This window comes from Enterococcus sp. AZ078 (assembly GCF_051714985.1).
Taxonomy (GTDB): domain Bacteria; phylum Bacillota; class Bacilli; order Lactobacillales; family Enterococcaceae; genus Enterococcus_B; species Enterococcus_B hirae.
Window position 1 is genome coordinate 541,691 of record NZ_JBIOSW010000001.1, and the last position, 23,608, is coordinate 565,298.

The following is a 23,608-nucleotide window of genomic DNA, read 5'->3' on the forward strand; positions in this document are numbered from 1 at the left end:
TTTTAAAATGCAAGACTAGCTTAAAAAAAATCATAAAAAACTTTACGTCTTTATAGAAATTCATTCATAGTTTATTCACAAATGCTCAGTATGATATAACCATACCAACCAACAAAAGTTCTTGCAAAAGAACGAACCCTAACACTTTTTCATTTTTACTCCTTCCCGCCATTTTTAATGGCGGGTCTCCTATTTTAGTAGGTAAAACCATGCAAATGATCCACTTCCTCAAATCCTGCTGCGATCCCTTTTTGTTCTAAAAGTGTTTCATTATTTTTTTGTAACGTTACATAGATTTCTGTACTGGCTTTTTCACGAATCACTCGATTCATCAATCCTTTGTGAGGAGCCATTAATGGATGTCCGTCTTTTTGCAGGACTGCCAGTGTTAATTTAAGCTGTTGTTGTTTGATCGTGATAACTAAATAGTCTTTTTCTTGGACGATCGATAAAATTTTAGCTCCGTAGTAAGTAGCAAAGCGATATTCTTCGCTCTGGATCTGCAACACTGCGATGATTCCCAAAAAACGTCCACCAAGAAATGGAATTTCTGCTGCAGAAAAGAAAAAACGTGCATCGGACGTCTCAAATTGATTACACTGGGCCCATACATAAGTTGCAGGAAAAGAAGAACCCCAATCTTTTTCTACATAACCAATCCCCTGATCAAAATCAATGGGTTGATCATTCCAGACTAATTCTCCCTTTAGTGAATGTTTCATGCTTAATATCCCATGGTAACATTCCATAAAAGCGAAATAAGAAAAAGGGCCCATGATACTAGGAGCATAGTAGGTCCGATGGATAGGTGTGAAATCGCCATAATCAATCGTTCCATAAATCGACAGATTGTCATTGGTTAACGAAAGAGAAATACCCTTTTCACTAAAGATATTTTCACCAATTTTTATGAATAAATGTTCTTTTTCGATAAAGAGTTGCGCACTATCAAAATAAAAAATCTCGGAATGTTCATGACTGATTACTTGTATAAAGGGAGATTTTTCGCCATTTTCCGCAATCGAATAGCCAGGAATGAAAGCATAAACGTTATTTCCGATTTGATGTTTAAAATACCATCCTTCAAAAAAAGGGTGGGTTTTGTTTTCTCCTTGAAAAAATTTATCTGTTGGAATCATCTTTATTTCCCTCCATTCACTCTTATTCAGTGTACCATGCCGAATGGACTGAAGGTTTCAAATAAGCTTAGAAGTAAGCAAGTTACTATCCGTAGGGCTTAAGGAATCAGAAAAGTAAGAAAAAATAGCAAACAAAGAACCAAGGTATCTGTTTAAGGAGGGAAAGATTGTTTTATTTTAGGTATTCGCAAGTAAAATTGTTTTATTTTCTCGAGAAATTTAATATAATTGAATTACCTAGTTAAAAAAACTAGATTGGATGTTTTTAATAACTCTAATAAGATGTTTGTGAAAACAACAAAGGAGAACAAGTAATGGAAAAAATGCGACAACAATTAATTGAATGGGGAAAAGAACTGGAAAATTATCATTTACCTCAGTGGGATGAACTTCCTGATTTAGAACTTTATATGGATCAGGTCAGAACGTTAGTTGATCGCTATCTTTCTCCTGTTATCCGAGGTGAGAAACATCCATTGTTGACCTCTTCAATGGTAAATAATTATGTGAAATTAGGGCTAGTTCCAGCGCCCATCAAAAAACGATACAACAAAGAGCATGTTGCATTTTTAATTGCAATTACATCATTGAAGCAAGTTCTAACGATTCCCGAAATTAAAGAAGGAATCCTCTTTCAAGGGAAAACGGTTGGTATCCGTGAAGCGTATAATCTATTTTGTCACGAACAAGAAAAAGCCATCAAAATGGTTAGTCAATTGGCTCAAGGAGAAGTCTATCCACAGATATTGGAGCAAGAGATACCCGTAGAATATATCGCAGTTCGATCGGCGACCTTGTCATTTGCGATGAAATTGTTGGCAGAAAAAACGATTAGTCTAGAAACTGAGTATTTAATTGAGGAGAAAAAAAATGAAAAATAAAGTGGCGATTTTAGTAGACTCTGGGACAGACGTTCCACAAGAGCTAATTGAAAAATATCAAATGTATGTGATTCCATTAAAGATTATTTATAAAGATCGAGTATATACTGATAAAGTTGATATTACTCCGGAGGAAATCTATCAAAGATTACCTCAAGAGATTCCAGGAACATCTTTACCTGATGGCGAAACAATTACCAAAATTTTTGAACAGATCAAACAGGACGGCTATGAAAAAATCTTAGCAGTGACAATCTCAAGTGGATTAAGTGGTACGTATAACATCGTTCGGTTGATTGCCCAACAACAAGAAGAATTGGAAGCGTATGTACTAGATACTAAGAACATTGGGATCGGAGCAGGCTTTTCAGCAATTCAAGCAGCTAAATGGTTAGAAGAAGGAATGGAATGGTCATTATTGATTGAAAGACTCAATGAACTAGTCAAACAGACCAAAGTATTCTTTAACGTGGCAACCCTTGAATATTTACAAAAAGGGGGAAGGATTGGGTTAGTTGCTTCTATATTAGGAACGGCTTTAAAATTAAATCCAATCATTTCTTGTAATGATGAAGGCATTTATTATACAGTGGGCAAAGCAAGAGGACGTAAAAAAAGTCTAGATCGAACTGTTTCCTATGTGAAAGAACGAGTTGGAACAGCTAAAGTCTTTAACTTAGCCGTTGCGCATGGAGACGCTAAAGAAGAAGCAACTGAGATGATGGCGAGATTGAAAGAAGAATTTCCACAAGCGCAACAAATCTATTTTGGTCAAATATCCCCTGCACTTGTTGTTCATACAGGTCCTGGTTTGTTAGGCGTCGGGGTTCAAGTATTAGAAAAGTAATCAGAAAAATAGCTATTCAACAAAGTCAAACAGCTTAAAATAGCAAAGAAGAGGTTGAAATAAAAGTGTTTAGCATCGAGAAATAAGAAGGGATTTTCGAAAATTGAAAAGAAGTATAAATACTAGTGTTGCTGTTAATTGTTACCTACTTGGCGCTTCCCAAATTTTTGGTTAATTTCGGCTTATTTTTCGAAGATGTTGGTTTCACTATTTATTTGTTTTTCTAGATACTAGAAGAGACTGAGGCAAGTTTTGCCTTAGTCTCTTTTTGATCGTTTAGCTAAGAATGACTCTGAGCGATAGGAAAGATAAAAATCAACATTTTACAACTTAAACAAAAAAAGATAAATATTATATAGCTTAAGTAGCGATGTATTTGGCAGCGTAAAATGTTATAATACGAACTATTAATAAAAAGAGGTGGTATAAATGAAAAAAGTAGGATTTGTAATGGTTATTTCAGCTTTTCTTCTTGTTGGTTGTGGCACAAAAGGAAATAAAGCAGAAGAATCAAAGGCTACTTCATCCAGTGAAACTCAAACAATGACTAACTCTTCAAGTTCAGCCAAACAAGCATCATCACAAACCCAATCTACTACGACTAATTCCCAGTCTGTCACAAAAAATACGAATACTACGCAAAATGAAACAACGAGCGCATCAACGACAAGCAGCAGCACCACCGAAACAATGGTCACTCCCGATCCGCTAAGTGGCTATACAAACGACCAAATTGAATATGCCCGTGTCTGGTTAGCGGTTATGGGTACACACTACAAAACCGATTTAGCCAGTGGGAATTTTAAACTTCATGTGTCACATTCAGCTGCTGGAGCAGCAGTCAATCCTTATGATAGCACGAGTTTGACTTTTCCAACTGAAACGGTCACTCTTTCAGGAGAATATGGTTATCAAAGTTTAGTTGTTTATTCAAGCAATCATAACGGTACGATCACTTGTTATCCTGTTCCGAGTCATTTTCAAGGTGATCCAAGAGATCAAGCAGCAGTGAAAAAGCAGGAACAAGAAATCCTTGATCAAGCAACGATTGTTTCGATCCCGACTGGCAATCCTGAAGATGTCAAAGAATTAATTGCGGTACAAGTTGTAGATAACTGATGAATACCGTCGTTTTCTATAAAAAATAAAATAGCCCTATCAATCAGTAAAACGAATCGAAAAAATGCTATTTTTTGATTCGTTTATTTTTTGTCACCAAAAACAAATAAAGGATAAACAAAATGAGGATTCAAGTGAGAAGTGTATGTTTTCTGTAAGGCTTTTTTTACAAAGATGAAACATCTTGGAAAATACGTTATAATGGGAGAGTATGACAATAATAAAAAAGAGGTGGCTCTTTAATGAAAAAGATTTTAGTTGTCGATGACGAAAAGCCGATTTCGGATATCGTCAAATTCAATTTAGCCAAGGAAGGCTATGATGTTTATACTGCATATGACGGGGAAGAAGCCTTAGAAAAAGTCACTGAGGTGGAACCTGATTTGATCTTGCTAGATTTGATGTTACCAAAAATGGATGGCTTAGAAGTCGCGCGTGAAGTACGGAAAACCTACGACATGCCGATCATTATGGTGACTGCAAAAGATTCTGAAATCGATAAGGTATTAGGACTGGAATTAGGTGCTGATGATTACGTGACGAAGCCTTTTTCTAATCGTGAACTAGTGGCTCGAGTGAAAGCCAATCTTCGTCGTGGCGCAACTGCTACCAAAGAAGTAGAAGAAATTGCCCCTTCTGAACTCGTGATTGGTGACCTGACGATTCATCCGGATGCTTATATGGTAACGAAACGAGGCGAAACAATTGAACTAACGCATCGTGAATTTGAATTGCTTTTTTACTTAGCAAAACACATCGGACAAGTGATGACACGAGAGCATTTGCTGCAAACCGTGTGGGGTTATGATTACTTTGGTGATGTGCGAACTGTAGATGTAACCGTGAGACGTCTACGCGAAAAAATTGAAGATAATCCAAGTCATCCTAATTATTTAGTGACACGGCGAGGTGTTGGTTACTATTTACGTAACCAGGAACAGGAGTAATTGATGAAAGGAAAAGTGCGCTTTTTTCGATCAGTCAATTTCAAAATTGCGATCACGTTTATTTTGATCTTACTGATTTCGATTGAGATTATTGGTGCCTACTTTATCCGAGGGTTAGAGCGTTCAACAATCAATACATTTATCAAAGATATGAATCAAACAGTTGAATCTTTAGCGACCACGATCAGTCCCGAATTAAATCGTAAAGACAACGCAGACATTGAAGAAGTCAATGCCAATATCAAACGATTCATTGAAAACAATGCCTCGAGTGACATTTTAGAGATTAGAGTTATTGATGAAAAAGGGATTATACGTGGGACAACGGATGTTAGTGATCAAAGCTCAATCGGTAAGAAAAACGATTATGTAGATATCAATGATTTCACAACAAAAAGGTATGTCGCATTAGATAGTGACGATAAGCGAGTGAATATCAATATTCAACCGATCCTGTCCCCGACCGGCGATGCCGTTATCGGGGCTCTTTACGTCAAAAGTAATATTGAGCAAAAATATTCTGAAATCAATAATACTGCGATTATATTCTTCACAGCTTCGTTGATCGCAGCCCTGATCTCCATGGTCGTATCAGTCTTAGTCGCACGGTCGATCACTCAGCCAATTGGCGAGATGCGAGAGCAAGCGATTAGGATTGCTCGGGGAGATTATAGTCGTAAAGTTAAAGTCCATGGACAAGATGAATTAGGGCAACTGGCGGATACATTCAACCAGCTGGCTGAAAGAATCGAAGAAGCTCAAGACACGATGGAAGCGGAAAGGAATCGGTTAGATAGCGTCCTGTCACATATGACAGATGGTGTCATTGCGACCGATCGAAGAGGTAAAGTCATTACGATCAACGATATGGCTGTTTCTTTATTGGATGTCAAAAATGAAGATGCAATCGGTCAGTCGATTTTGACTTTGTTAGATATTGAAGAAGAATATACATTACGTAAACTGCTAGAAGACCCAAATGAAATGGTACTTGATCGTTCAACTGGATTAATGGAAAGCGACCAAATGATTTTACGAGTAGATTTCTCCATGATCCGCAGAGAATCAGGTTTTATTAGTGGATTGGTAGCCGTATTGCATGATGTAACAGAACAAGAAAAAACAGAAAGAGAACGTCGTGAATTTGTCTCGAACGTGTCTCATGAACTTCGCACACCGTTGACAAGTATGCGTAGTTATATTGAAGCTTTAAGTGAGGGAGCTTGGAAAGATGAAGAAGTTGCTCCTAATTTCCTAAAAGTAACGTTAGATGAAACAGATCGAATGATCCGCATGATCAATGACCTGTTGAATCTTTCGCGAATGGATACAGGAAATACACAATTACAGTTAGAGTACGTCAATTTTAATGAATTAGTCAATTTTGTTCTTGACCGCTTTGATATGATGGTGGGTAACCAAGAAAAGAACTATACGATTAAACGGGAATTTACCCAAAGAGATCTTTGGGTAGAGATTGATACCGATAAAGTAATCCAAGTGATTGATAATATTATGAATAATGCGATCAAATATTCTCCAGACGGTGGAATGATCACATGTCGTTTGTTGGAAACACACAATAATGTGATTTTAAGTATTACTGACCAAGGACTTGGGATTCCTAAAAAAGATTTGAATCGGGTATTTGAACGGTTTTACCGCGTGGATAAAGCGCGTGCGAGAGCCCAAGGTGGAACGGGGTTAGGATTGGCTATCTCTAGAGAAGTAGTCAAAGCCCACCGTGGCGCAATCTGGGCAGAGAGTAAAGAAGGAAAAGGATCAACCTTCTATATCTCGTTGCCATATGAACCATATGAGGAGGAATGGTGGGAATGAAAATTTCTGAAAAAGTTATTCGAATAGGATTACTCCTAATGATTGCTTTAAGTATCTACCTCTCATATGCCATTTGGCTAAGTCCAGCAGGTAAAACCTCGGTTAATTTTGACGAATCCAATTCACAGATGATCGATTCACAAAACTACCGAAAAGCATCTGAAGTTTTTCTTCCATTACATGTGACTTGGTTGCATTCAGGACAAATAAAGGAAACAAATAGTGAAAATCTTGTTTCTCGCCTCCAAACAGTCATCGAGGGCGCTCGATTTGGCAGAGTAACAGAAATCGTCAATGGCGATAAAGAGAAATTTGACAAGCTAAAAACTATTCAAGAAGGCATTGAGCTTACTTATAATGCGCCGCTGCTACTTAGTGAGTATAAAGAAGCCTTTCATCTAAGTTTGGATTTTTCAGCGCTTCCTAATCGGACAGATTCTATTTACTTTATGCGTATCCAGTTTGATAAAAATGAGAACAAAGTGCGATTCCTTGATTTTGAGACGGATTCCATTTACGAATCGAATCTTTCAGTTGATTGGAAAGAGTTGGAAAAAGAATTAAAGGCAACCGATAGTACGTGGACAGAGATGGAAAAAACGCCTTCGATTGTTGAGACACAATATGAAACGAAAGATAAAATCAAATTAAAAAAATATAGTTATATCCTGTCACAACAACCATATACTTTGTTTAGAAATGCCTTTTTCCAAAAACCAGATGAGGTCAAAACAAATAATGAGAGCAATGAACTGCTTTTTTATGATGGAAATGAGACGATGAGGATTCATTCAGAAACACAAATCGTTGATTTTCGGGGAGAAATCGGACAAGACAACGTCACAGCGAATATTTTCTCACAAAGTTTTCCATATATTAGTAAATTAGGCAATTCATTAGGAAATATGCGTTATTTTGATCGAGAGAACAATCAGATCGATTATCGAATATTTGTAGAAGGATTTCCTGTATTTGGTTCAGACAGTAAAGGGAAAGTTGAGATTGAAATTGGAGCGGATCAAGTAGATTCACAAGTGAAGATCCAAACCAGCTTGAATACGATCCAAGTACCGATTCCATCTGATGAAGAAGTTGAATTGCCACAAACAGAAAAAGTCATCCAGAGTCTTTTGGATAAAGGGGCAGACAAAGAAAAAATCGAGTCGTTGATTGTTGGCTACACGTGGCAAAATATCAAGGAAACGAATCGAGTCGTCGATTTATTACCTGAGTGGTATGTAAAATACCAAGGTCAATGGTACGCTGTCAATGATTTGCTTGGACGATTACCTGAAACGGAGGCGAATTAAATGGATTTCAAAAAAATTGAATGGATTTTTTTCGTTGCTTTTTTAGGGTTAAATGTTTTTTTATTTAGAAGTTATCAAGAAACGATCAGCCAAGAAAATAATGTGATCCGATCAGGACAAACCGAATCCATTCAACAACGACTTTCTAGTGATGACATTTCTTATACTGGTAAAATCTCTTCAGAAAGTAGACAAGGGTATTATTTAAGTGCGGAGGAAACGGATCTTAGTAAGGAACTGGACAGTCAACGTCATGGGACAAGTAAAAAAGGACTGTTGAGTAGTGGGATTGTTTTCAATGACAATGTTTTAACAAAAACTTTATCTGAGACAGAATCAGAAAATAGTATTTTTGATCCTGATAAAATGGGAAGTTCAGTGAATAGCTTTTTAAACAAAAAAAACAATGTACTCTTTGGTAGCGATTATGTTTATATGAAGAATTTTTCTGATCTAGACAGTGCAACGCCGGAAGTACAAGCGAGTCAGAAATATGATGGTCTACCTTTTTATGATGACACAGCTAAAATTGTGTTTTCACTGAATAAACAAGATAAAAGTTATGCTGTCACGAAGTACACGCAGACACATTTATCCGATATTGAACAATTACGGGAAAAAACAGAATTACACACAGAAGAAGATGCAATCAAAACATTGTATGTAAATAATAAGATTTCTCGAGGTTCAAAAATCCTTTGGAGGCAGCTTGCTTACTCTTGTATTTTGAAAGTGCGAGAAAAGAATGTGTATGTTCCAGTCTGGTATGTGGCGATAGAAACGCCTGATAAATCGATCCAAGTAGAGTCGGTCAATGCATTTAGTAATACGATTGTAACAAATAATACGATTCCAAAGGTGGAAGATCATTAAAAAAGTAGTATAATGAAAAAAGTTTACAAAGTAAGAAGGGAAGTAGTCAAATGGCTGAAGAAAAACCAGCTTTTAAAATCAGTATCCTAGCCAGTGGAAGCTCTGGAAATTCACTTTATATCGAAAGTGATAAAAAAAGGCTCTTGGTAGATGCTGGTCTCAGCGGGAAAAAAATTACTTCTTTGTTGGCACAAATTGATCGGACACCTGACCAATTAGACGGGATTTTAGTCACTCACGAACATCGAGATCATATTCATGGGGTAGGGGTACTTGCAAGGAAATATCATTTAGATGTGTTTGCCAATGAAAAAACATGGGAAGCAATGTCTCCATTAATTGGGAATGTTCCTATTGAACAAAAGCATTTGTTTGAAATGGGGAAGGTGCAAACATTTGGGGATCTAGATATTGAAAGCTTTGGCGTTTCTCACGATGCTGCAGCTCCGCAATTTTATCGTTTCCATAAAGAAAACCGTTCATTTGTGATGTTAACTGATACAGGTTATTGCAGTGATCATATGCGTGGAATCATCAAAAATGCAGATGGCTATTTGATGGAAAGTAACCATGATTTAGAGATGTTGCGGATGGGACCTTATCCTTGGAATTTAAAGCAACGGATCTTAGGTGATCGGGGGCACTTATCCAATGAAGATGGCGCCTTAGTCATGACAGATGTTATTGGTGATCGTACCAAACGTATCTACCTTGGTCACTTGAGTAAAGAAAACAATCTAAAAGAACTAGCTCACTTGACGATGGAGAATGTCCTAAAAGAAAAAGATCTAGGTGTCGGTTATGAATTTGATATTTATGATACCGATCCCTCAGAAGCAACGGAGTTATTTTCGATTTAGCCGTAGTCAACTATATAACCCAAAAAACGCTCAAACAACTTGTTTTGAGTGTTTTTTTTGTTCATTTAAAGCAGAGAGGATTTTTGTCTCATTCAGTTACGTTTTATTAACAACGGGGTGTACTTTCAATAAGGCTATAATAGTTTAAATTTTAGATAAGATATATTGTTCATTGGTTATTGATAGTGATTTTTTATTATATTTAATTAAATATAAATGTTTGTTTAATAGAGGTGCGTTTATGAAAAATAGTTATTTTATTATTTTAGGGTTGTTATTTTTGGCGGGATGTTCAAACTCAGGAGTTGATCGTACCTCTTCCAGCACGGATCAGACTTCCACGCAGATCACCAAGACTTCTACAGAAAATTCACAAAATAGTACCACCAAGGAAAAAGAGAATCAACCTATTAGTAATGTAGAATCGACGGGAAATAATCCTGCAGAGGATTCAAATGTGCAAGAAATAAAGGATTCTTCAACTACTACTGAAACGATTGCTAATGAAAGCGAGAAAACAGATGAATACTATCGTTTAATCAAGCAGGCGTGGCAAGAACAATCTGAATATATCAACTCGTTAACAGATCCTAAGGTGAAACAATCTGTTCAAACACCGTCTGCTGCCGCAAACACCAAAGCTAGCCAATTGGAATTGGACAATCCAGCAGATACTCAGTTGATCCAAACTAGTTTAAAACAAGTGCTGAATGGTCAATAATAAATAAGGAAAAATAGTTGTGATTAACAGGATCCTTTCCGAAAAAATTAGCCGAAGGAGATTGAGACAAGTTTTGTCCCAGTCCCTTCGGCATTTTTTGACAAATGCTAAAACAGCTATTCAAAGATCAAGTATAGTTAGACCGTAAATGAAAAATATAATAGAGAAGACTAGGCAAGAGGGACATTGCTCAAAACAGACAGATACAAAGTGAAACTAGCTTCCCAGTATTATTGTATTAGTGAAAAGATTGAAAATTTTTATTACGCCTAATAGGTGTATCACTTACTTTTACATAATCAAAAAGTTGAAACCAGCTAAAAATTTTTAGAAAAATGATTAGAACATATCAAATGTTTCGCTGTTTTGCACTCTCTATGCGAGATAACGATAACACTCAAAGTAGGAAACATAGTCAGAAGTGATCCACATTGACGATAGACATACCATTGAAATGCTTTGCTATTTTTCAAAGTAGATGAATAGGGAAAGAAAAACATAGTGATTAGGCAATATATTTCAAGAATGATTCTTTGATTCGTTGACATTTTTTTCTGGTTTTTGCATCGTAAGTCTTACTGATTCCTAAAAGGAGACAAATTTCTTTACAAGAATAACCGTGATAAAGCAGTTCGATGAAGGTACCTCTAAAAAAGTCCTGTTTTTTAAAATTTTCTATTAGAAGTTTTTCCTCGATCGAACGTTCGGCACTTTTAACTGTGCAATTTTTAGAATGATGTAGCGATTCGATGTTTTCCCATCTTGTCACGTCATAAGTAATCCCATCTTTATTGAAGACCTTACTTCCGGATTTTTTATATTGTTTCCAAGTCTTCTTTTCAGCAATATAAATCCTTCGCAACGTAACATTTTTAAACGTGGAGCCTGAGATACTCTTGAAATCTTCAATGCCTTCCCAAATTGCTAAACAAAGGTTACTGTAGAAGTCTTCAAAAGGAATAAATACTCCGTTAGATTGTGATTTAAATACAAAACGATGCGCACAAGATTTTATATAAGGGTCTAAATCTAAAATGATTAAATCTAAGATATCTTTATCATTCGTCAGATAATATTTCTTCAATAAGTCATCAATCATTTGCCAGATATTCATTTCGCAACACACTACCTTTATTTTTTGAAAGATACGTTCCTAAAAATGTTATTTTGTGACACATAAAATAACTTTTTTGTAAAAGTTAAATAAATGATAGTCTGATAGATATATAATAAAAACTGCAGTTTTTTAATAAAAAATTTTATTTTTGTTTTATTCTTTATAAAATCGTGAATGACGGCAGTCAGTCTGATATAAAGGAGATGTCTTTTTTTAAATGATTTTTCTAAGAGATGGTGCATTCGTAAGTAGTAATGATTGATAAAATTAATTAAAGTATGTAATGAATTAGCAAGTTCCTCATTTAATAACAAAAATAAAACAATATTAATTGTTTTAAAATCACTTTTGTATTTATCTTTTTATAAATAAAGTGTTTTTTAATCGCATTTTTGTTAGGCTGTTTTTCTCTCATACTGCGTATTTTTGTAAAACGAAAGCAAAGACACTTTAGTTGGATGAGAAGGGGAACGAGTTGGTTTAGTGCAAAGTTGATAACTCTTGTGGGCGCCCATAAGACGATGTCGATGTGTTTAAATTATTTCCATGAACCAATCTAACTCAATGTTTATAGTTAGATCTAGATGAACATGATTTTAATAGGATCTGAAAATAATCCAAATGGCAATGACTGCTATTTTCTGTCGTATTTAAAATAAGTGTGCTATTAGAGAAGACCATCAAAGTATTTTGAGAAGGTTAACAGAGGAAATGGCGAGTGTCACGATAAATGGAAAATGCTAGTAGCTAGCGGATAAAACATAATGAATAGCTCTAAATAATTCTATCTTTTTCATGACTACGAAGGAAAAATTTGTTAAGAGAATGAGCTAGGATCGGAAAGAACGCAAAAAAAGACCAGCGACTAAGAGTTGCTGGTCAGTAGATAGTATAAGGCGAGTCTTTAGATTGGTGTTAGTTGGCAGCTCATGAAGCAGCGATCCAGCCCTTTTGTACGGCGATCTGCACCACTACCACCAATGTATTCATTCCTACATGTGTGATCATCGAGGTCCAGATTCTTCCTGTTACTTTGTATTGTAGACTAAAGAAAAAACCTAAGAAAAAGTAGATCAGTAAGTGACCATCATTATGGGCAAAAGCAAACAATAAGGAACTAACGATTGCCCCGATCCAAAAGTTTGTATATTTGCCAACGATACCTAAGATGCTGCGGCGAAAGACGAATTCTTCCATGACTGGACCAGCAACTGTGGTAGCTATTAAAAAGGCTGGAGCTTCAAGAATCATTTGAATAATATTTTGTGTATTCTCAGAAGGAGCGCTGTTACCAAATAAAAGAGTTTCCAACGTCACTGCAAGCGCCTGTAAGATCAAAGCAATGAAAATCCCAACAAACCCATATAAGATGATTTTTGGTGTCGAAGCCTTAGGAATGGCTGCTTCTAGTGGTAATGGCTCGTTTTGTTTGAAATAAAAGAAAGCTAAAACAATTGCTCCTATGATATAGGCAATCGTCGTTGCTGTAATCACGTCAGTAACAGTATGGACGATTCCGATAGAGGAAAGGATCAATGGGGAAAGAAAAATGAGTCCATAGCAAAAGATACTAGCGAAACTATATTTTTTTAATGACATAAAATACCTCCTTAAAGATAGGCAGAAGTAGACTGCAAGAATAGAAATTAATTATAACATAGATCAATTTAGAGGCTATTACTAAGGGACTTCTAACGGTTACGGATAAAATTAGTGTACTTTCATTTAAAAAGCTTGCAAAAAAATCAAAGTATGAGTATTATTAAAAATGTAGGTTAGCACTCGATGTGTAAGAGTGCTAACGAATCCAAAAAAAGAGTTATCGGAGGGATTTATCGTGTTAAAACCATTAGGTGATCGCGTCATTATCGAAGTCGCAAAAGAAGAAGAAACAACTGTTGGAGGAATTGTTTTAGCTTCATCCGCTAAAGAAAAACCACAAACAGGAACAGTTGTTGCAGTCGGTGAAGGCCGTTTATTGGAAAACGGAGAAAAAGTTCCTGCTGCTGTAAAAGCGGGCGACCAAGTGATGTTTGAAAAATATGCCGGTACAGAAGTAAAATTTGAAGGAAAAGAATATTTGATCGTTGCAGGAAAAGATATCATGGCGATCGTTGAATAAATAAAAAAAGTACGAAAAAAATTTGATGAGGTGAATAGACATGGCAAAAGAATTGAAATTTGCAGAAGATGCACGCGCAGCAATGCTACGTGGAGTTGATAAATTAGCTGATACAGTAAAAGTAACATTAGGTCCAAAAGGTCGTAATGTTGTATTAGAAAAATCATACGGTTCACCATTGATTACTAATGATGGCGTAACAATTGCAAAAGAAATCGAATTGGAAGATCACTTTGAAAACATGGGTGCAAAATTAGTTTCTGAAGTGGCCTCAAAAACCAATGATATTGCAGGTGACGGAACAACAACCGCTACTGTGTTAACCCAAGCAATTGTTCGTGAAGGATTAAAAAACGTAACAGCTGGGGCAAATCCTTTAGGTATTCGTCGTGGGATCGAATTGGCAACCAAAGCAGCTGTTGAAGAATTGCACAACATTTCAACAGTCGTAGATTCTAAAGAAGCGATTGCTCAAGTTGCAGCTGTTTCTTCTGGTTCAGAAAAAGTGGGACATTTGATTGCTGATGCAATGGAAAAAGTCGGTAATGATGGTGTTATTACTATTGAAGAATCAAAAGGAATCGAAACCGAATTAGATGTTGTTGAAGGGATGCAATTTGATCGTGGTTACTTGTCACAATACATGGTGACTGACAATGACAAAATGGAAGCTGTTTTAGAAAATCCATACATTTTGATCACAGATAAGAAAATTTCTAATATCCAAGACATCTTGCCTTTATTAGAACAAATCTTACAACAATCTCGTCCGCTATTGATCATCGCTGACGATGTGGATGGAGAAGCTTTACCAACATTAGTCTTGAACAAAATCCGTGGGACATTTAACGTTGTTGCAGTGAAAGCACCTGGTTTCGGTGATCGTCGTAAAGCAATGCTTGAAGATATCGCTATCCTAACAGGCGGAACAGTGATTACGGACGACTTAGGATTAGAATTGAAAGATGCAACAATCGAAAACCTAGGAAATGCTTCAAAAGTTGTGGTAGACAAAGATAACACAACAATCGTTGAAGGCTCTGGCGATAAAACAGCCATTGAAGCACGTGTTCAATTGATCAAAAACCAAATTGCTGAAACAACATCAGATTTTGACCGTGAAAAATTACAAGAACGCTTAGCAAAACTTGCTGGTGGGGTTGCAGTGGTCAAAGTTGGTGCAGCAACTGAAACAGAATTAAAAGAATTGAAATTACGAATTGAAGATGCGTTGAATGCAACTCGTGCTGCCGTTGAAGAAGGTATGGTTTCAGGTGGTGGTACAGCATTAGTGAATGTCATCAACAAAGTTTCAGCAGTTGAAGCTCAAGGGGACGTTGCAACAGGTGTGAAAATCGTTGTTCGTGCCTTAGAAGAACCAATTCGTCAAATCGCAGAAAATGCGGGATATGAAGGTTCAGTCATCGTTGATAAATTGAAAAATGTTGAATTAGGAACAGGTTTCAATGCTGCAACAGGCGAATGGGTAAATATGGTTGAAGCAGGGATTGTTGATCCAACCAAAGTTACTCGTTCAGCATTACAAAATGCTGCATCTGTTTCAGCTCTATTATTAACAACTGAAGCAGTAGTTGCTGACAAACCAGAACCAGCAGCTCCTGCAGCGCCAGCAATGGATCCATCAATGATGGGCGGCATGATGTAGTAATTAAGAAAGAACCCTGATATAAAAGGGTTCTTTCTTCTTTTTTTTTGTTTTAAGTAAAAGGGGCAAAAAATTAAGGGATATTTAGTTAATCAATCATTCGATGCGGATAGTTGCTTATGATCTAGAACTACCTCTATTGCTAGAATGATCAATAGAGGGGAAGCTATTGGAACATAATGAGCTATAAATTCTTTTCTTTTCTTCCTCTATCTTATCCATATTTTTTAGGTTCTTATGCAACAAAGACTTTTCTTTTTTCTTTCTTATTTCCGATGACACTAGAGAAGGTTCTCTGCTGCTTTTTAGGTTAGACATTTGTTTTTCGTTTTTCTGTGTTCTTTTCATTGTGCTTGATTTAATCAGACGTTGAAATATGATCTTTATTGTAGTCTTTATTAGTCTCAGCACCCCTCTCACTCCTCTTTTCAGTATACCTGCTTTTTTTTGCTTTTTATACAATTGAAAAACTCCTCTCATTTACTGGTTTAAATGCATAGTAGCAGATTTTTAACGAGGAACCCGAACTTATTTTTCTAGATATTTAAAATAAAGTTCTACTTTTTAATTAAAGATTCAAAGATAAGGTTAAAGATTTAAAGACAAGAGTATGTATCGTATTGCTCGTTTTTTTAGAAGGTGAAGCAAAGATCTTGCTATGAGACGCGTTTCATAAGCTATACTCAATTCATCAAAAAGGAGGAATTACTGATGAATACTTATATCAAAACGACCAATGGCGCTACGAATGACTATTTTTATGCTTTTGTTGAATTTAAAGAAACAGTGCTTGAATTGTCTAGTCCTCAAGGGTTAAATAAAACGGTAATGAAAAAAATTCCTTTAGATGAAATTAGTGGATTGGCTAAAGATACGTATCTGGGTGGGCAACGTATTAGCTTTGAATATGATGGAACGTTCTATCAATTTTTTGAATGTGGGCATGCTGTGGTAGACTATTTACAAGAAAATCTTTTTGCATAGGTGGTTTTAGTAAAGCATGACAAACATCAGAGATATTGCAAAACTGACGGGCTATTCTGTCTCTACCGTTTCACGGGTGATCAATAATCATCCTTATGTTGACGAAACAAAACGTGCTAAGATTCTATCCGTCATTAATGAGTTATCGTATGTTCCTAATGCAAGTGCCAGGCAGCTCAGTTATGGAAAAACAAAAAATATTGGTGTTATTCTGCCTTATACGGATCATCCTTATTTCGATCAATTGCTTAGTAGGATCATTGAAGTCGCCTTCAACGAAGATTATCAGGTGACCTTGTTACCAACAAATTATCAGGCAGAAAGAGAGAGAATGTATTTAGAAGAATTTGCAGGTAAACGATTTGATGGTTTGATCGTTACTTCTCGTGCCAACAATTTAGATGTATTGCTCTCTTATCAAAAGTATGGGCCAATCATTTTTTGTGAAGAAATAAAAGAAACAGAAGCTGGTTGCGTGTTTATCGATCGTGAACAATCTATTACTGAAGCATTATTGTATTTAAAAAAACAAGGCGTGGAAAAGCTTGGCGTTACTTTAGGAAGAAGTGGTCGTCTTAGTTTTAATACAAAAGTGACGTTGGAACTTTGTAAAAAAATATTTCCCGATTTCAAAGAGGAAAATGTTTTTTGGAACTGTATTGACTATGAACAAGGGGTGAATGCAGCGACGTATTTTAAAGAAAAAAAGGTAGATGGTGTCTTCACTAATTCAGATACAGTTGCTGCCGGTATTTTGCAAAGCTCCATCTTAGAAAGTAAAAAACGTCTTGTTGGTCGTGATAATCTGTTGATCAGTGAGCTAATGTCTTTTTCGACGATTGATCATGGCTTAAGAGAATGTGGAGAAACGGCCTTTCTACTTTTTATCGAAGAAAAAAAAGATCAAATCAAAATTCCTTATCGATTTATTGTGCGATAGTCGAAATGGTTTTAATGCGGAATCAAAAGTAGATCGAAGTAACGCAAAAACCTAAAAAAGAAACCGAATAGCCAAAAATAGTTTCTCCTATTTTTGTGATTGCTTCGGTTTCTTTTTGACGCCAATGGATTATGAAAGAATGTAGTATCTGCATTCTGACAGGATGGATCATAAAGTGAGATCTCGCTACTTATTTCCTAAAATGAACGTCCACTCAAAGACAACTTATTCAACCGCGTATGTTTGAATGATCGTATTCAATGCTTGGGCAGCTCCGTTTCCACAACGCTCATCATAGTAAGCGGTGAATCGTTCATCAGAGATATACAATAAGCCTAAGCCACGATGAGCTTCGGAACTATAAGAAGGCCAGCTAAAAGTAAGCCATTTTTTGTGTTCTTCAAATAGTTTCAATGCTAGTTTTTGATCAGAGTCTGATTGTAAATAAGCTGTCAAATCAGCTAAGAGTTGTTTTTCTAAAGACTGCATTTCTTCAAATTTTTCTTCAGACATATTTTGCCATTTTTTATTTGCTTTCTCAACGGTGTCATCTCCATATTTTTCTCGTATTTCTTGTCCATAGTTTGTTTCATTTTCCATTATTTTTTGTTTTTTAAATCCTTCAAATTTCTCATGATCTTTCATCGGTTTTCCTCCTTCGTAACTCTCCAATGTATGTTGAATAGTCATTAATAGTGTGTCGAGCTGTTTTCTTTTTTCTTGTAACATTTCTTGATGGTGGATCAACGCTTGTCGATGATCGAAAGCTGGATTATCTAAAATTTCTGCAATTTGTTCTAACTTAAAATCAAGGGAGCGATAAAACAAAATCTGTTGTAGTCGGTCAACTTCTTGGCTAGTGTAGATCCGATAGCCAGACTCAGTCACCCGTGATGGTTTCAGTAAGTGGATCTGATCGTAAAAACGCAGGGTACGAGGACTAACACCAGAAATTTCTGCCATTTTTTTTATAGTATATTCCATGCTTAACCTCCTTATAGAATGATCTTATTCCTTGACGTAACTAGAAGGTCAAGAAATTTTGAATATTTTTTTGTGTTTATTTTTATGTTATAATAAGTAAAGTAGAAAAACGAATTTTTCTGCTTTAAATATGTCATGTTGAAAGCGATTCCTTTGTTGGGCGCTTGTTATAAATAATAATAGAAAAGAGGAATAAGATGAAATTAATCGAAACGCCAGTTACAAGTAATTTAAATATTAAGACGTTTTATCCTAAAGTAGTAGATTTTTTCTTTAGTAGCAAAGCCATCAAATACTATAAACTTTATTCGCTTGATCGAACACAGATTTTATACATTGATACGTATGAAAAATCCCAATTATTGATGATTAATACGAAGAAAAAAATCACCAAGCAAGAAATTGATTTTGCAATCCGTCGCATTTTGAAAGCAGAACGTGAAGACGTCAAGGTCCATATTGGTGTAAAACAAGACTTAGAACGAGCAGGTGTCCAATTCAAACGACCAAATAAAGATATCGTGATTGTTGAACAGAAAGTAGGTCGTTCAGTGGAGGACAAATAAAACAGTCTTCTGCAAATGAGTAAGTTGTGTACCGGTCTCAAAATTGGAGCTGTTAAGAAAAACTAGATACTTGGTTCAGAGAATAAGAGAAAAAATTTTTCCAGGTCTCTAGGGATGGATGGCCAAGGGCAAAATGCATCCATTTAATATTGTAGTAAGTTTTAATACATTTAAATATTTCCATCTGAGTTTGAGGTGATGTCTCTGAATTGAGTCTCTTTGTCCCACGAGGTTGGTAACGAGAAATCTTAGGATAAATTCAACAGAAAGAAGAAAACTTCTTTCTGTTTTTTTGAACTGGAATCGGACGCTTGTTTGACTTCAAAAAAACTAGGAACTTTTTTATAAGCTTCGTTCCTCTTTTAAGTAATGCTTTTCTTGTTCTAACTTCTTCATGTCGTCATGAGCATCAAAAAGTGCGTTCCCTTTTCCAAGAAACGCACTTGCTTTATATTTTTTAACTTCTTGAATCCAACGATACAAGCGGTGAGCCTGTTTTTTTTGCTAAAGACTAACTTCTTTCACAAAAAATTATTCTTCGATCATCAGGTTGACGGCAACAATTTTACTTACTTTATCAACTGAATCTCTTAGCATAATAGAAATCCTCGATTTTCCTTCACTTTTTATCTAGTTTATTACAACAATTCCAACATCAAACTATAAATCTTTCCTAATACTTATTAAAATATAAAAAAAAATTTATGATGGTACCTCTTTATCAGTATATAATGCTAAGTGTCGGGAGATACGTTACATAAATCTTATTACTATAGATAAAGGGAGGTCGTTAAATATATAAGAAAGCGCAAAGTGTAATATTTTTTTATTTAGGAAAAGAAAATTAAGTTTATGTAACTATGTATTATTAGATCTCTATTGAATCCAAGGATGCTTTATTTAGATGATGATCAAATTTAAACCCATACAGACATCTAGTATAGAATAAACATAATCATCCGATTACTTGGAGAAAAATCAATACCGACATTTATTAATGGTTAGAGAATATGAACTTTAGGATGTCATGATAAAAAATAAAACATAAAAGGATTGATTTGATGAAATATAGTAAACTATTATTATTAACCTCGTTTTTGTGCATTAGCGCTGGGACAATAAATACCATGACAGTTAATGCAGCTCAACAAGTAACTGTCTCAGATTCAACTGTCCGAAACGCTGTAGAGGCTGTAAACAATTTATTTACCGACAATACATACACCACATTATCTCCAAACACAACAACTGAAACGATCAAAGAAGCTAGAACGCTGATTCTTAAGGCCGCAGGAAAATGTGACATCGTTCATTTAAGTAATTTATGTAAGAAGGCGGAAAGCTTGTTATTAGAAAGTACTAATTCAGTAGATTCAGCTGTCCAAAATGCTGTAGAGGCTGTAAACAATTTATTTACCGACAATACATACACCACATTATCTCCAAACACAACAACTGAAACGATCAAAGAAGCTAGAACGTTGATTCTTAAGGCCGTAGGAAAATGTGACATCGTTCATTTAAGTAATTTATGCAAGAAGGCGGAAAAATTGTTATTAGAAAGTACCAATTCAGTAGATTCAGCTGTCCAAAATGCTGTAGAGGATGTAAACAATTTATTTACCGACAATACATATACCACATTATCTCCAAACACAACAACTGAAACAATCAAAGAAGCTAGAACGCTGATTCTTAAGGCTGTAGGAAAATGCGACATCGTTCATTTAAGTAATTTATGCAAGAAGGCGGAAAGTTTATTAGCACTATCTGTTCATTTATAAAAAATAGAAAGTTTATAACCTTTCACTTCTTTAAATATTCCTATAGGCACGACACCTAAAAGTGGGAAGTAAAAAAATTGACATAGGCTGTTTGTCCTCTGCACTGTACGGAGGGCGAACAGCCTAATGTCTGTAGTCTTTTATGAGAGAAGCGGTGATTAAATTCAGTTTTTTCGGAAAAATCATGGAAGATTGGACAACTTTTAATTTCACTTCAAAATTGTCTGTAACCATAAAAAAGTCGACCCCAAAAAAGGTCACTTTTTAGTCTAAATTTTTTGAGGTTGGTTCATTATTGTTCTGGGTTATAAATTTATTTTCATTTGTCCTTTTTCAGAAAATAATCAAGATTTCTTCTACTCTAGCGTTTTTTTGTTATAATGGATAAGAAATGAAAACTTGCCAAGAGGAGTAATATAAAGATGAATAAAATTTACCCAGATGACAGTTTGACGTTGCATACTGATTTATACCAAATCAACATGATGCAAACGTACTGGGAATTAGGTCGTGCGGATCTCCACGCTGTTTTTGAATGCTATTTCCGTGATATGCCATTTAACCATGGGTATGCCGTGTTTGCAGGATTAGAACGTCTTGTGGAATACTTAGAAAATTTGACGTTTAGTGAGTCAGACATCGAATACTTACGCAAAATGGACATCTACCCAGAAGGTTTTTTAACATATTTAAAAGAATTTAAATTTAAAGCTACTGTCCGCTCGGCGCGTGAAGGTGAATTAGTGTTTGCCAATGAACCATTGATCCAAGTGGAAGGTCCGTTAGCACATTGTCAATTGATTGAAACAGCCCTACTGAATATGGTGAACTTTCAAACGTTGATCGCTACGAAGGCAGCAAGAATCAAATCAGTGATCGGCGATGATCCATTGTTAGAATTTGGTACTAGAAGAGCGCAAGAATTGGATGCTGCTGTTTGGGGAACTCGAGCTGCTTACATCGGTGGAGCAGATGCTACTAGTAATGTCAGAGCTGGGAAAATCTTTGGGATTCCTGCAAGTGGGACGCATGCGCATGCACTTGTTCAATCTTATGGAAATGATTATGAAGCGTTTATGGCTTATGCGAAAACTCATAAAGACTGTGTGTTCTTAGTTGATACTTACGACACCTTGAAATCTGGTGTGCCTAGTGCGATCCGTGTAGCAAAAGAATTAGGTAATAAAATCAATTTCCTTGGGGTTCGTATCGATAGTGGCGACATGGCGTATATTTCGAAGCGTGTTCGTGAACAATTAGATGCTGCTGGTTTCACTGAGGCTAAAATTTATGCTTCAAATGATTTAGATGAAGCAACGATTTTAAATTTAAAAATGCAAAAAGCTAAAATCGACGTTTGGGGTGTAGGAACGAAATTGATTACAGCCTATGACCAACCTGCGCTTGGTGCAGTCTTCAAATTGGTTTCAATTGAAGATAAAGAGGGCAAAATGATCGATACAATCAAGCTTTCCAGCAATGCAGAAAAAGTAACAACTCCTGGCAAGAAGCAAGTGTGGCGAATCACTCGCAATTTTGATGGCAAATCAGAAGGAGACTACGTTACGCTTTGGGATGAAGATCCTAGAGAAGAAGCAGAGATTTTTATGTTTCATCCTGTGCATACCTTTATCAATAAAACGGTGCGTGATTTTACCGCTCGACCTATCTTACAAGATATTTTCGTGAAGGGCGAACGGGTCTATGAATTACCAACTTTAGATGAAATCAAAGCATATACACGTGATAACCTTGATTCACTGTGGGAAGAGTACAAACGTGACCTTAATCCACAAAAATACCCAGTTGATTTATCAACAGATTGTTGGAATCATAAAATGGCTACGATGGAACGGATGAAGAAAAACGTAGCTACTTTATACAATGAATATTAAGGAGGAAAAAGAATGAGCTTACAAGAAGAGATTATCCAAGAATTAGGTGTCAAACCAACCATTGATCCACAAGGTGAGATTCGAACTAGTATTGATTTCATGAAAGCTTATTTAAAAAAATATCCTTTCTTAAAAACTTTTGTTTTAGGAATCAGTGGGGGACAAGATTCTACGTTAGCGGGACGTTTGGCTCAATTAGCAATGGAAGAAATGCGTGAAGAAACACAAGACGATCGTTATCAATTTATCGCTGTACGCTTACCTTATGGCGAACAAGTAGACGAAGAGGATGCGAAAGCTGCAGTTGAATTTATCCAGCCTGACGTTCGCCTACGAGTGAATATCAAACCTGCTGTCGATGCGCAAGTTGCTGAATTAGTCGCTGCGGGGATCGAAGTCAGTGACTTCAATAAAGGAAATATCAAAGCTCGTCAACGGATGATCACGCAGTATGCAATTGCAGGTGGTCATGCAGGAGCAGTCCTGGGAACGGATCATGCAGCTGAAAACATTACTGGTTTCTTTACAAAGTATGGCGACGGTGGCGCCGATTTGTTACCATTATTCCGCTTGGACAAACGTCAAGGAAAACAATTATTACAAGAACTAGGGGCACCTGAGAAACTTTATACCAAAATCCCAACAGCTGATTTGGAAGATGGCAAGCCGTTGATCGCCGATGAGGTTGCTTTAGGTGTTACTTACACTGAGATTGATGATTATTTAGAAGGTAAAGAAGTTCCAACAGATGCCAAACAAAAAATTGAAGCTTGGTGGAACAAAACGCAGCATAAACGACACTTACCTATCTCGGTGTTAGATGATTTTTGGAAATAAGCCTAAAAACTTTGTTGAAGATCACACCAATGAATGAAGTAGCATTGCTTGTTTTTAATGAACTCGTCATTTAGTAAAAAATAAGGTTGTCATAGTAAAGTTCAGATGGAAAAATAACCTGCTATATCCGAAAACAGCTTCTCGCATTTTCTGGATATAGCGGGTTATTTCTATTAT

23 protein-coding genes are annotated in these 23,608 nt (G+C 36.0%); 17 read left to right on the top strand and 6 right to left on the bottom strand.

Annotated elements, in window-relative coordinates:
- Nucleotides 1-194: 194 nt before the first annotated feature.
- Nucleotides 195-1,139 (bottom strand): tocopherol cyclase family protein, encoded by a 945-nt coding sequence (locus tag IGJ18_RS02705; RefSeq protein ID WP_438842851.1) that lies wholly within the window; start codon nt 1,137-1,139, stop codon nt 195-197.
- A 314-nt stretch (nt 1,140-1,453) separates the two neighbouring features.
- Here IGJ18_RS02705 and IGJ18_RS02710 point away from each other — a divergent pair, with 314 nt between their 5' ends.
- The 9 genes from IGJ18_RS02710 to IGJ18_RS02750 all read left to right on the top strand — a co-directional run bounded on the left by IGJ18_RS02710 (nt 1,454) and on the right by IGJ18_RS02750 (nt 10,536).
- Nucleotides 1,454-2,020 (top strand): DUF1836 domain-containing protein, encoded by a 567-nt coding sequence (locus IGJ18_RS02710; RefSeq protein WP_010720056.1) that lies wholly within the window; start codon nt 1,454-1,456, stop codon nt 2,018-2,020.
- Complete coding sequence (locus tag IGJ18_RS02715; RefSeq protein WP_010738442.1) at nt 2,010-2,867, top strand: DegV family protein; 858 nt, start codon at nt 2,010-2,012, stop codon at nt 2,865-2,867. Before IGJ18_RS02710 ends, IGJ18_RS02715 begins: the two co-directional genes overlap by 11 nt.
- A 429-nt stretch (nt 2,868-3,296) precedes the next feature.
- Nucleotides 3,297-3,986 (top strand): hypothetical protein, encoded by a 690-nt coding sequence (locus tag IGJ18_RS02720; protein ID WP_438842852.1) that lies wholly within the window; start codon nt 3,297-3,299, stop codon nt 3,984-3,986.
- A gap of 242 nt (nt 3,987-4,228) precedes the next feature.
- Nucleotides 4,229-4,933 (top strand): response regulator YycF, encoded by a 705-nt coding sequence (yycF, locus tag IGJ18_RS02725; RefSeq protein WP_010720053.1) that lies wholly within the window; start codon nt 4,229-4,231, stop codon nt 4,931-4,933.
- Between the two features lie 3 nt (nt 4,934-4,936).
- Nucleotides 4,937-6,772, top strand: a complete 1,836-nt coding sequence (walK, locus tag IGJ18_RS02730; RefSeq protein ID WP_010738440.1) for a cell wall metabolism sensor histidine kinase WalK — start codon at nt 4,937-4,939, stop codon at nt 6,770-6,772.
- Nucleotides 6,769-8,082, top strand: coding sequence for a YycH family regulatory protein (locus tag IGJ18_RS02735; protein ID WP_010720051.1), 1,314 nt, complete (start codon nt 6,769-6,771; stop codon nt 8,080-8,082). Before walK ends, IGJ18_RS02735 begins: the two co-directional genes overlap by 4 nt.
- A complete protein-coding gene (locus IGJ18_RS02740; RefSeq protein ID WP_010720050.1) occupies nt 8,083-8,955 on the top strand; it encodes a two-component system regulatory protein YycI in 873 nt (290 codons plus the stop codon).
- Nucleotides 8,956-9,005: 50 nt separating this feature from the next.
- Nucleotides 9,006-9,815, top strand: coding sequence for an MBL fold metallo-hydrolase (locus IGJ18_RS02745; protein WP_010720049.1), 810 nt, complete (start codon nt 9,006-9,008; stop codon nt 9,813-9,815).
- 241 nt (nt 9,816-10,056) lie between these two features.
- Entirely contained in the window at nt 10,057-10,536 is a 480-nt protein-coding gene (locus IGJ18_RS02750) for a hypothetical protein (RefSeq protein WP_438842853.1), read from the top strand.
- Between the two features lie 505 nt (nt 10,537-11,041).
- Here the strand turns inward: IGJ18_RS02750 and bacL2 are convergent.
- Both bacL2 and IGJ18_RS02760 read right to left on the bottom strand, forming a co-directional pair.
- Nucleotides 11,042-11,650, bottom strand: coding sequence for a BacL2 family protein (gene bacL2 / locus IGJ18_RS02755; RefSeq protein WP_438842854.1), 609 nt, complete (start codon nt 11,648-11,650; stop codon nt 11,042-11,044).
- A 930-nt stretch (nt 11,651-12,580) separates the two neighbouring features.
- On the bottom strand, nt 12,581-13,252 hold the full coding sequence (locus tag IGJ18_RS02760; RefSeq protein ID WP_438842855.1) for a lysostaphin resistance A-like protein: 672 nt from the start codon (nt 13,250-13,252) through the stop codon (nt 12,581-12,583).
- Nucleotides 13,253-13,490: 238 nt separating this feature from the next.
- On the opposite strand from IGJ18_RS02760, the gene groES reads away from it, so the two are divergent.
- Both groES and groL read left to right on the top strand, forming a co-directional pair.
- Nucleotides 13,491-13,775, top strand: a complete 285-nt coding sequence (groES, locus tag IGJ18_RS02765; RefSeq protein WP_010738436.1) for a co-chaperone GroES — start codon at nt 13,491-13,493, stop codon at nt 13,773-13,775.
- Between the two features lie 40 nt (nt 13,776-13,815).
- Complete coding sequence (groL, locus tag IGJ18_RS02770; RefSeq protein ID WP_010738435.1) at nt 13,816-15,441, top strand: chaperonin GroEL; 1,626 nt, start codon at nt 13,816-13,818, stop codon at nt 15,439-15,441.
- Nucleotides 15,442-15,558: 117 nt separating this feature from the next.
- On the opposite strand, the gene IGJ18_RS02775 is transcribed toward groL, so the two are convergent.
- Complete coding sequence (locus IGJ18_RS02775) at nt 15,559-15,903, bottom strand: hypothetical protein (RefSeq protein WP_438842856.1); 345 nt, start codon at nt 15,901-15,903, stop codon at nt 15,559-15,561.
- A 249-nt stretch (nt 15,904-16,152) separates the two neighbouring features.
- Here IGJ18_RS02775 and IGJ18_RS02780 point away from each other — a divergent pair, with 249 nt between their 5' ends.
- Together IGJ18_RS02780 and IGJ18_RS02785 are read left to right on the top strand one after the other, a co-directional pair.
- Nucleotides 16,153-16,425 (top strand): hypothetical protein, encoded by a 273-nt coding sequence (locus IGJ18_RS02780; RefSeq protein ID WP_034699533.1) that lies wholly within the window; start codon nt 16,153-16,155, stop codon nt 16,423-16,425.
- A 16-nt stretch (nt 16,426-16,441) separates the two neighbouring features.
- Entirely contained in the window at nt 16,442-17,365 is a 924-nt protein-coding gene (locus tag IGJ18_RS02785; RefSeq protein WP_438842857.1) for a LacI family DNA-binding transcriptional regulator, read from the top strand.
- 225 nt (nt 17,366-17,590) lie between these two features.
- On the opposite strand, the gene IGJ18_RS02790 is transcribed toward IGJ18_RS02785, so the two are convergent.
- Complete coding sequence (locus IGJ18_RS02790) at nt 17,591-18,349, bottom strand: MerR family transcriptional regulator (protein WP_438842858.1); 759 nt, start codon at nt 18,347-18,349, stop codon at nt 17,591-17,593.
- Nucleotides 18,350-18,546: 197 nt separating this feature from the next.
- Between IGJ18_RS02790 and IGJ18_RS02795 the strand changes: the two genes are divergently transcribed.
- Nucleotides 18,547-18,915 carry a DUF1827 family protein gene (locus IGJ18_RS02795; protein ID WP_063626561.1) on the top strand — a complete coding sequence of 123 codons (369 nt, stop codon included), beginning with the start codon at nt 18,547-18,549 and terminating at the stop codon, nt 18,913-18,915.
- Nucleotides 18,916-19,257: 342 nt separating this feature from the next.
- Here IGJ18_RS02795 and IGJ18_RS02800 read toward each other — a convergent pair whose 3' ends face one another.
- A complete protein-coding gene (locus tag IGJ18_RS02800; protein ID WP_438842859.1) occupies nt 19,258-19,398 on the bottom strand; it encodes a hypothetical protein in 141 nt (46 codons plus the stop codon).
- A gap of 578 nt (nt 19,399-19,976) precedes the next feature.
- Between IGJ18_RS02800 and IGJ18_RS02805 the strand changes: the two genes are divergently transcribed.
- From IGJ18_RS02805 to nadE, 3 genes are all read left to right on the top strand, one after another.
- Nucleotides 19,977-20,699, top strand: coding sequence for a hypothetical protein (locus tag IGJ18_RS02805; RefSeq protein WP_438842860.1), 723 nt, complete (start codon nt 19,977-19,979; stop codon nt 20,697-20,699).
- Nucleotides 20,700-21,121: 422 nt separating this feature from the next.
- The gene (locus IGJ18_RS02810) at nt 21,122-22,594 is read left to right on the top strand and encodes a nicotinate phosphoribosyltransferase (RefSeq protein ID WP_010738428.1); all 1,473 of its coding nucleotides are present in this window, start codon (nt 21,122-21,124) and stop codon (nt 22,592-22,594) included.
- A gap of 12 nt (nt 22,595-22,606) precedes the next feature.
- Nucleotides 22,607-23,431, top strand: coding sequence for an ammonia-dependent NAD(+) synthetase (nadE, locus tag IGJ18_RS02815; protein ID WP_010720037.1), 825 nt, complete (start codon nt 22,607-22,609; stop codon nt 23,429-23,431).
- Nucleotides 23,432-23,608: the final 177 nt, after the last annotated feature.

Bases quoted from the DNA above. Each gene is read 5' to 3' on its own strand.
- IGJ18_RS02785 (WP_438842857.1), top strand. From the start codon at position 16,442: ATGACAAACATCAGAGATATTGCAAAACTGACGGGCTATTCTGTCTCT.
- IGJ18_RS02760 (WP_438842855.1), bottom strand. From the start codon at position 13,252: ATGTCATTAAAAAAATATAGTTTCGCTAGTATCTTTTGCTATGGACTC.
- IGJ18_RS02745 (WP_010720049.1), top strand. From the start codon at position 9,006: ATGGCTGAAGAAAAACCAGCTTTTAAAATCAGTATCCTAGCCAGTGGA.
- IGJ18_RS02750 (WP_438842853.1), top strand. From the start codon at position 10,057: ATGAAAAATAGTTATTTTATTATTTTAGGGTTGTTATTTTTGGCGGGA.
- IGJ18_RS02720 (WP_438842852.1), top strand. From the start codon at position 3,297: ATGAAAAAAGTAGGATTTGTAATGGTTATTTCAGCTTTTCTTCTTGTT.
- groL (WP_010738435.1), top strand. From the start codon at position 13,816: ATGGCAAAAGAATTGAAATTTGCAGAAGATGCACGCGCAGCAATGCTA.
- IGJ18_RS02790 (WP_438842858.1), bottom strand. From the start codon at position 18,349: ATGGAATATACTATAAAAAAAATGGCAGAAATTTCTGGTGTTAGTCCT.
- nadE (WP_010720037.1), top strand. From the start codon at position 22,607: ATGAGCTTACAAGAAGAGATTATCCAAGAATTAGGTGTCAAACCAACC.
- bacL2 (WP_438842854.1), bottom strand. From the start codon at position 11,650: ATGAATATCTGGCAAATGATTGATGACTTATTGAAGAAATATTATCTG.
- walK (WP_010738440.1), top strand. From the start codon at position 4,937: ATGAAAGGAAAAGTGCGCTTTTTTCGATCAGTCAATTTCAAAATTGCG.
- IGJ18_RS02715 (WP_010738442.1), top strand. From the start codon at position 2,010: ATGAAAAATAAAGTGGCGATTTTAGTAGACTCTGGGACAGACGTTCCA.
- IGJ18_RS02805 (WP_438842860.1), top strand. From the start codon at position 19,977: ATGAAATATAGTAAACTATTATTATTAACCTCGTTTTTGTGCATTAGC.
- IGJ18_RS02740 (WP_010720050.1), top strand. From the start codon at position 8,083: ATGGATTTCAAAAAAATTGAATGGATTTTTTTCGTTGCTTTTTTAGGG.
- IGJ18_RS02810 (WP_010738428.1), top strand. From the start codon at position 21,122: ATGAATAAAATTTACCCAGATGACAGTTTGACGTTGCATACTGATTTA.
- IGJ18_RS02710 (WP_010720056.1), top strand. From the start codon at position 1,454: ATGGAAAAAATGCGACAACAATTAATTGAATGGGGAAAAGAACTGGAA.
- IGJ18_RS02780 (WP_034699533.1), top strand. From the start codon at position 16,153: ATGAATACTTATATCAAAACGACCAATGGCGCTACGAATGACTATTTT.
- IGJ18_RS02735 (WP_010720051.1), top strand. From the start codon at position 6,769: ATGAAAATTTCTGAAAAAGTTATTCGAATAGGATTACTCCTAATGATT.
- yycF (WP_010720053.1), top strand. From the start codon at position 4,229: ATGAAAAAGATTTTAGTTGTCGATGACGAAAAGCCGATTTCGGATATC.
- IGJ18_RS02795 (WP_063626561.1), top strand. From the start codon at position 18,547: ATGAAATTAATCGAAACGCCAGTTACAAGTAATTTAAATATTAAGACG.
- IGJ18_RS02705 (WP_438842851.1), bottom strand. From the start codon at position 1,139: ATGATTCCAACAGATAAATTTTTTCAAGGAGAAAACAAAACCCACCCT.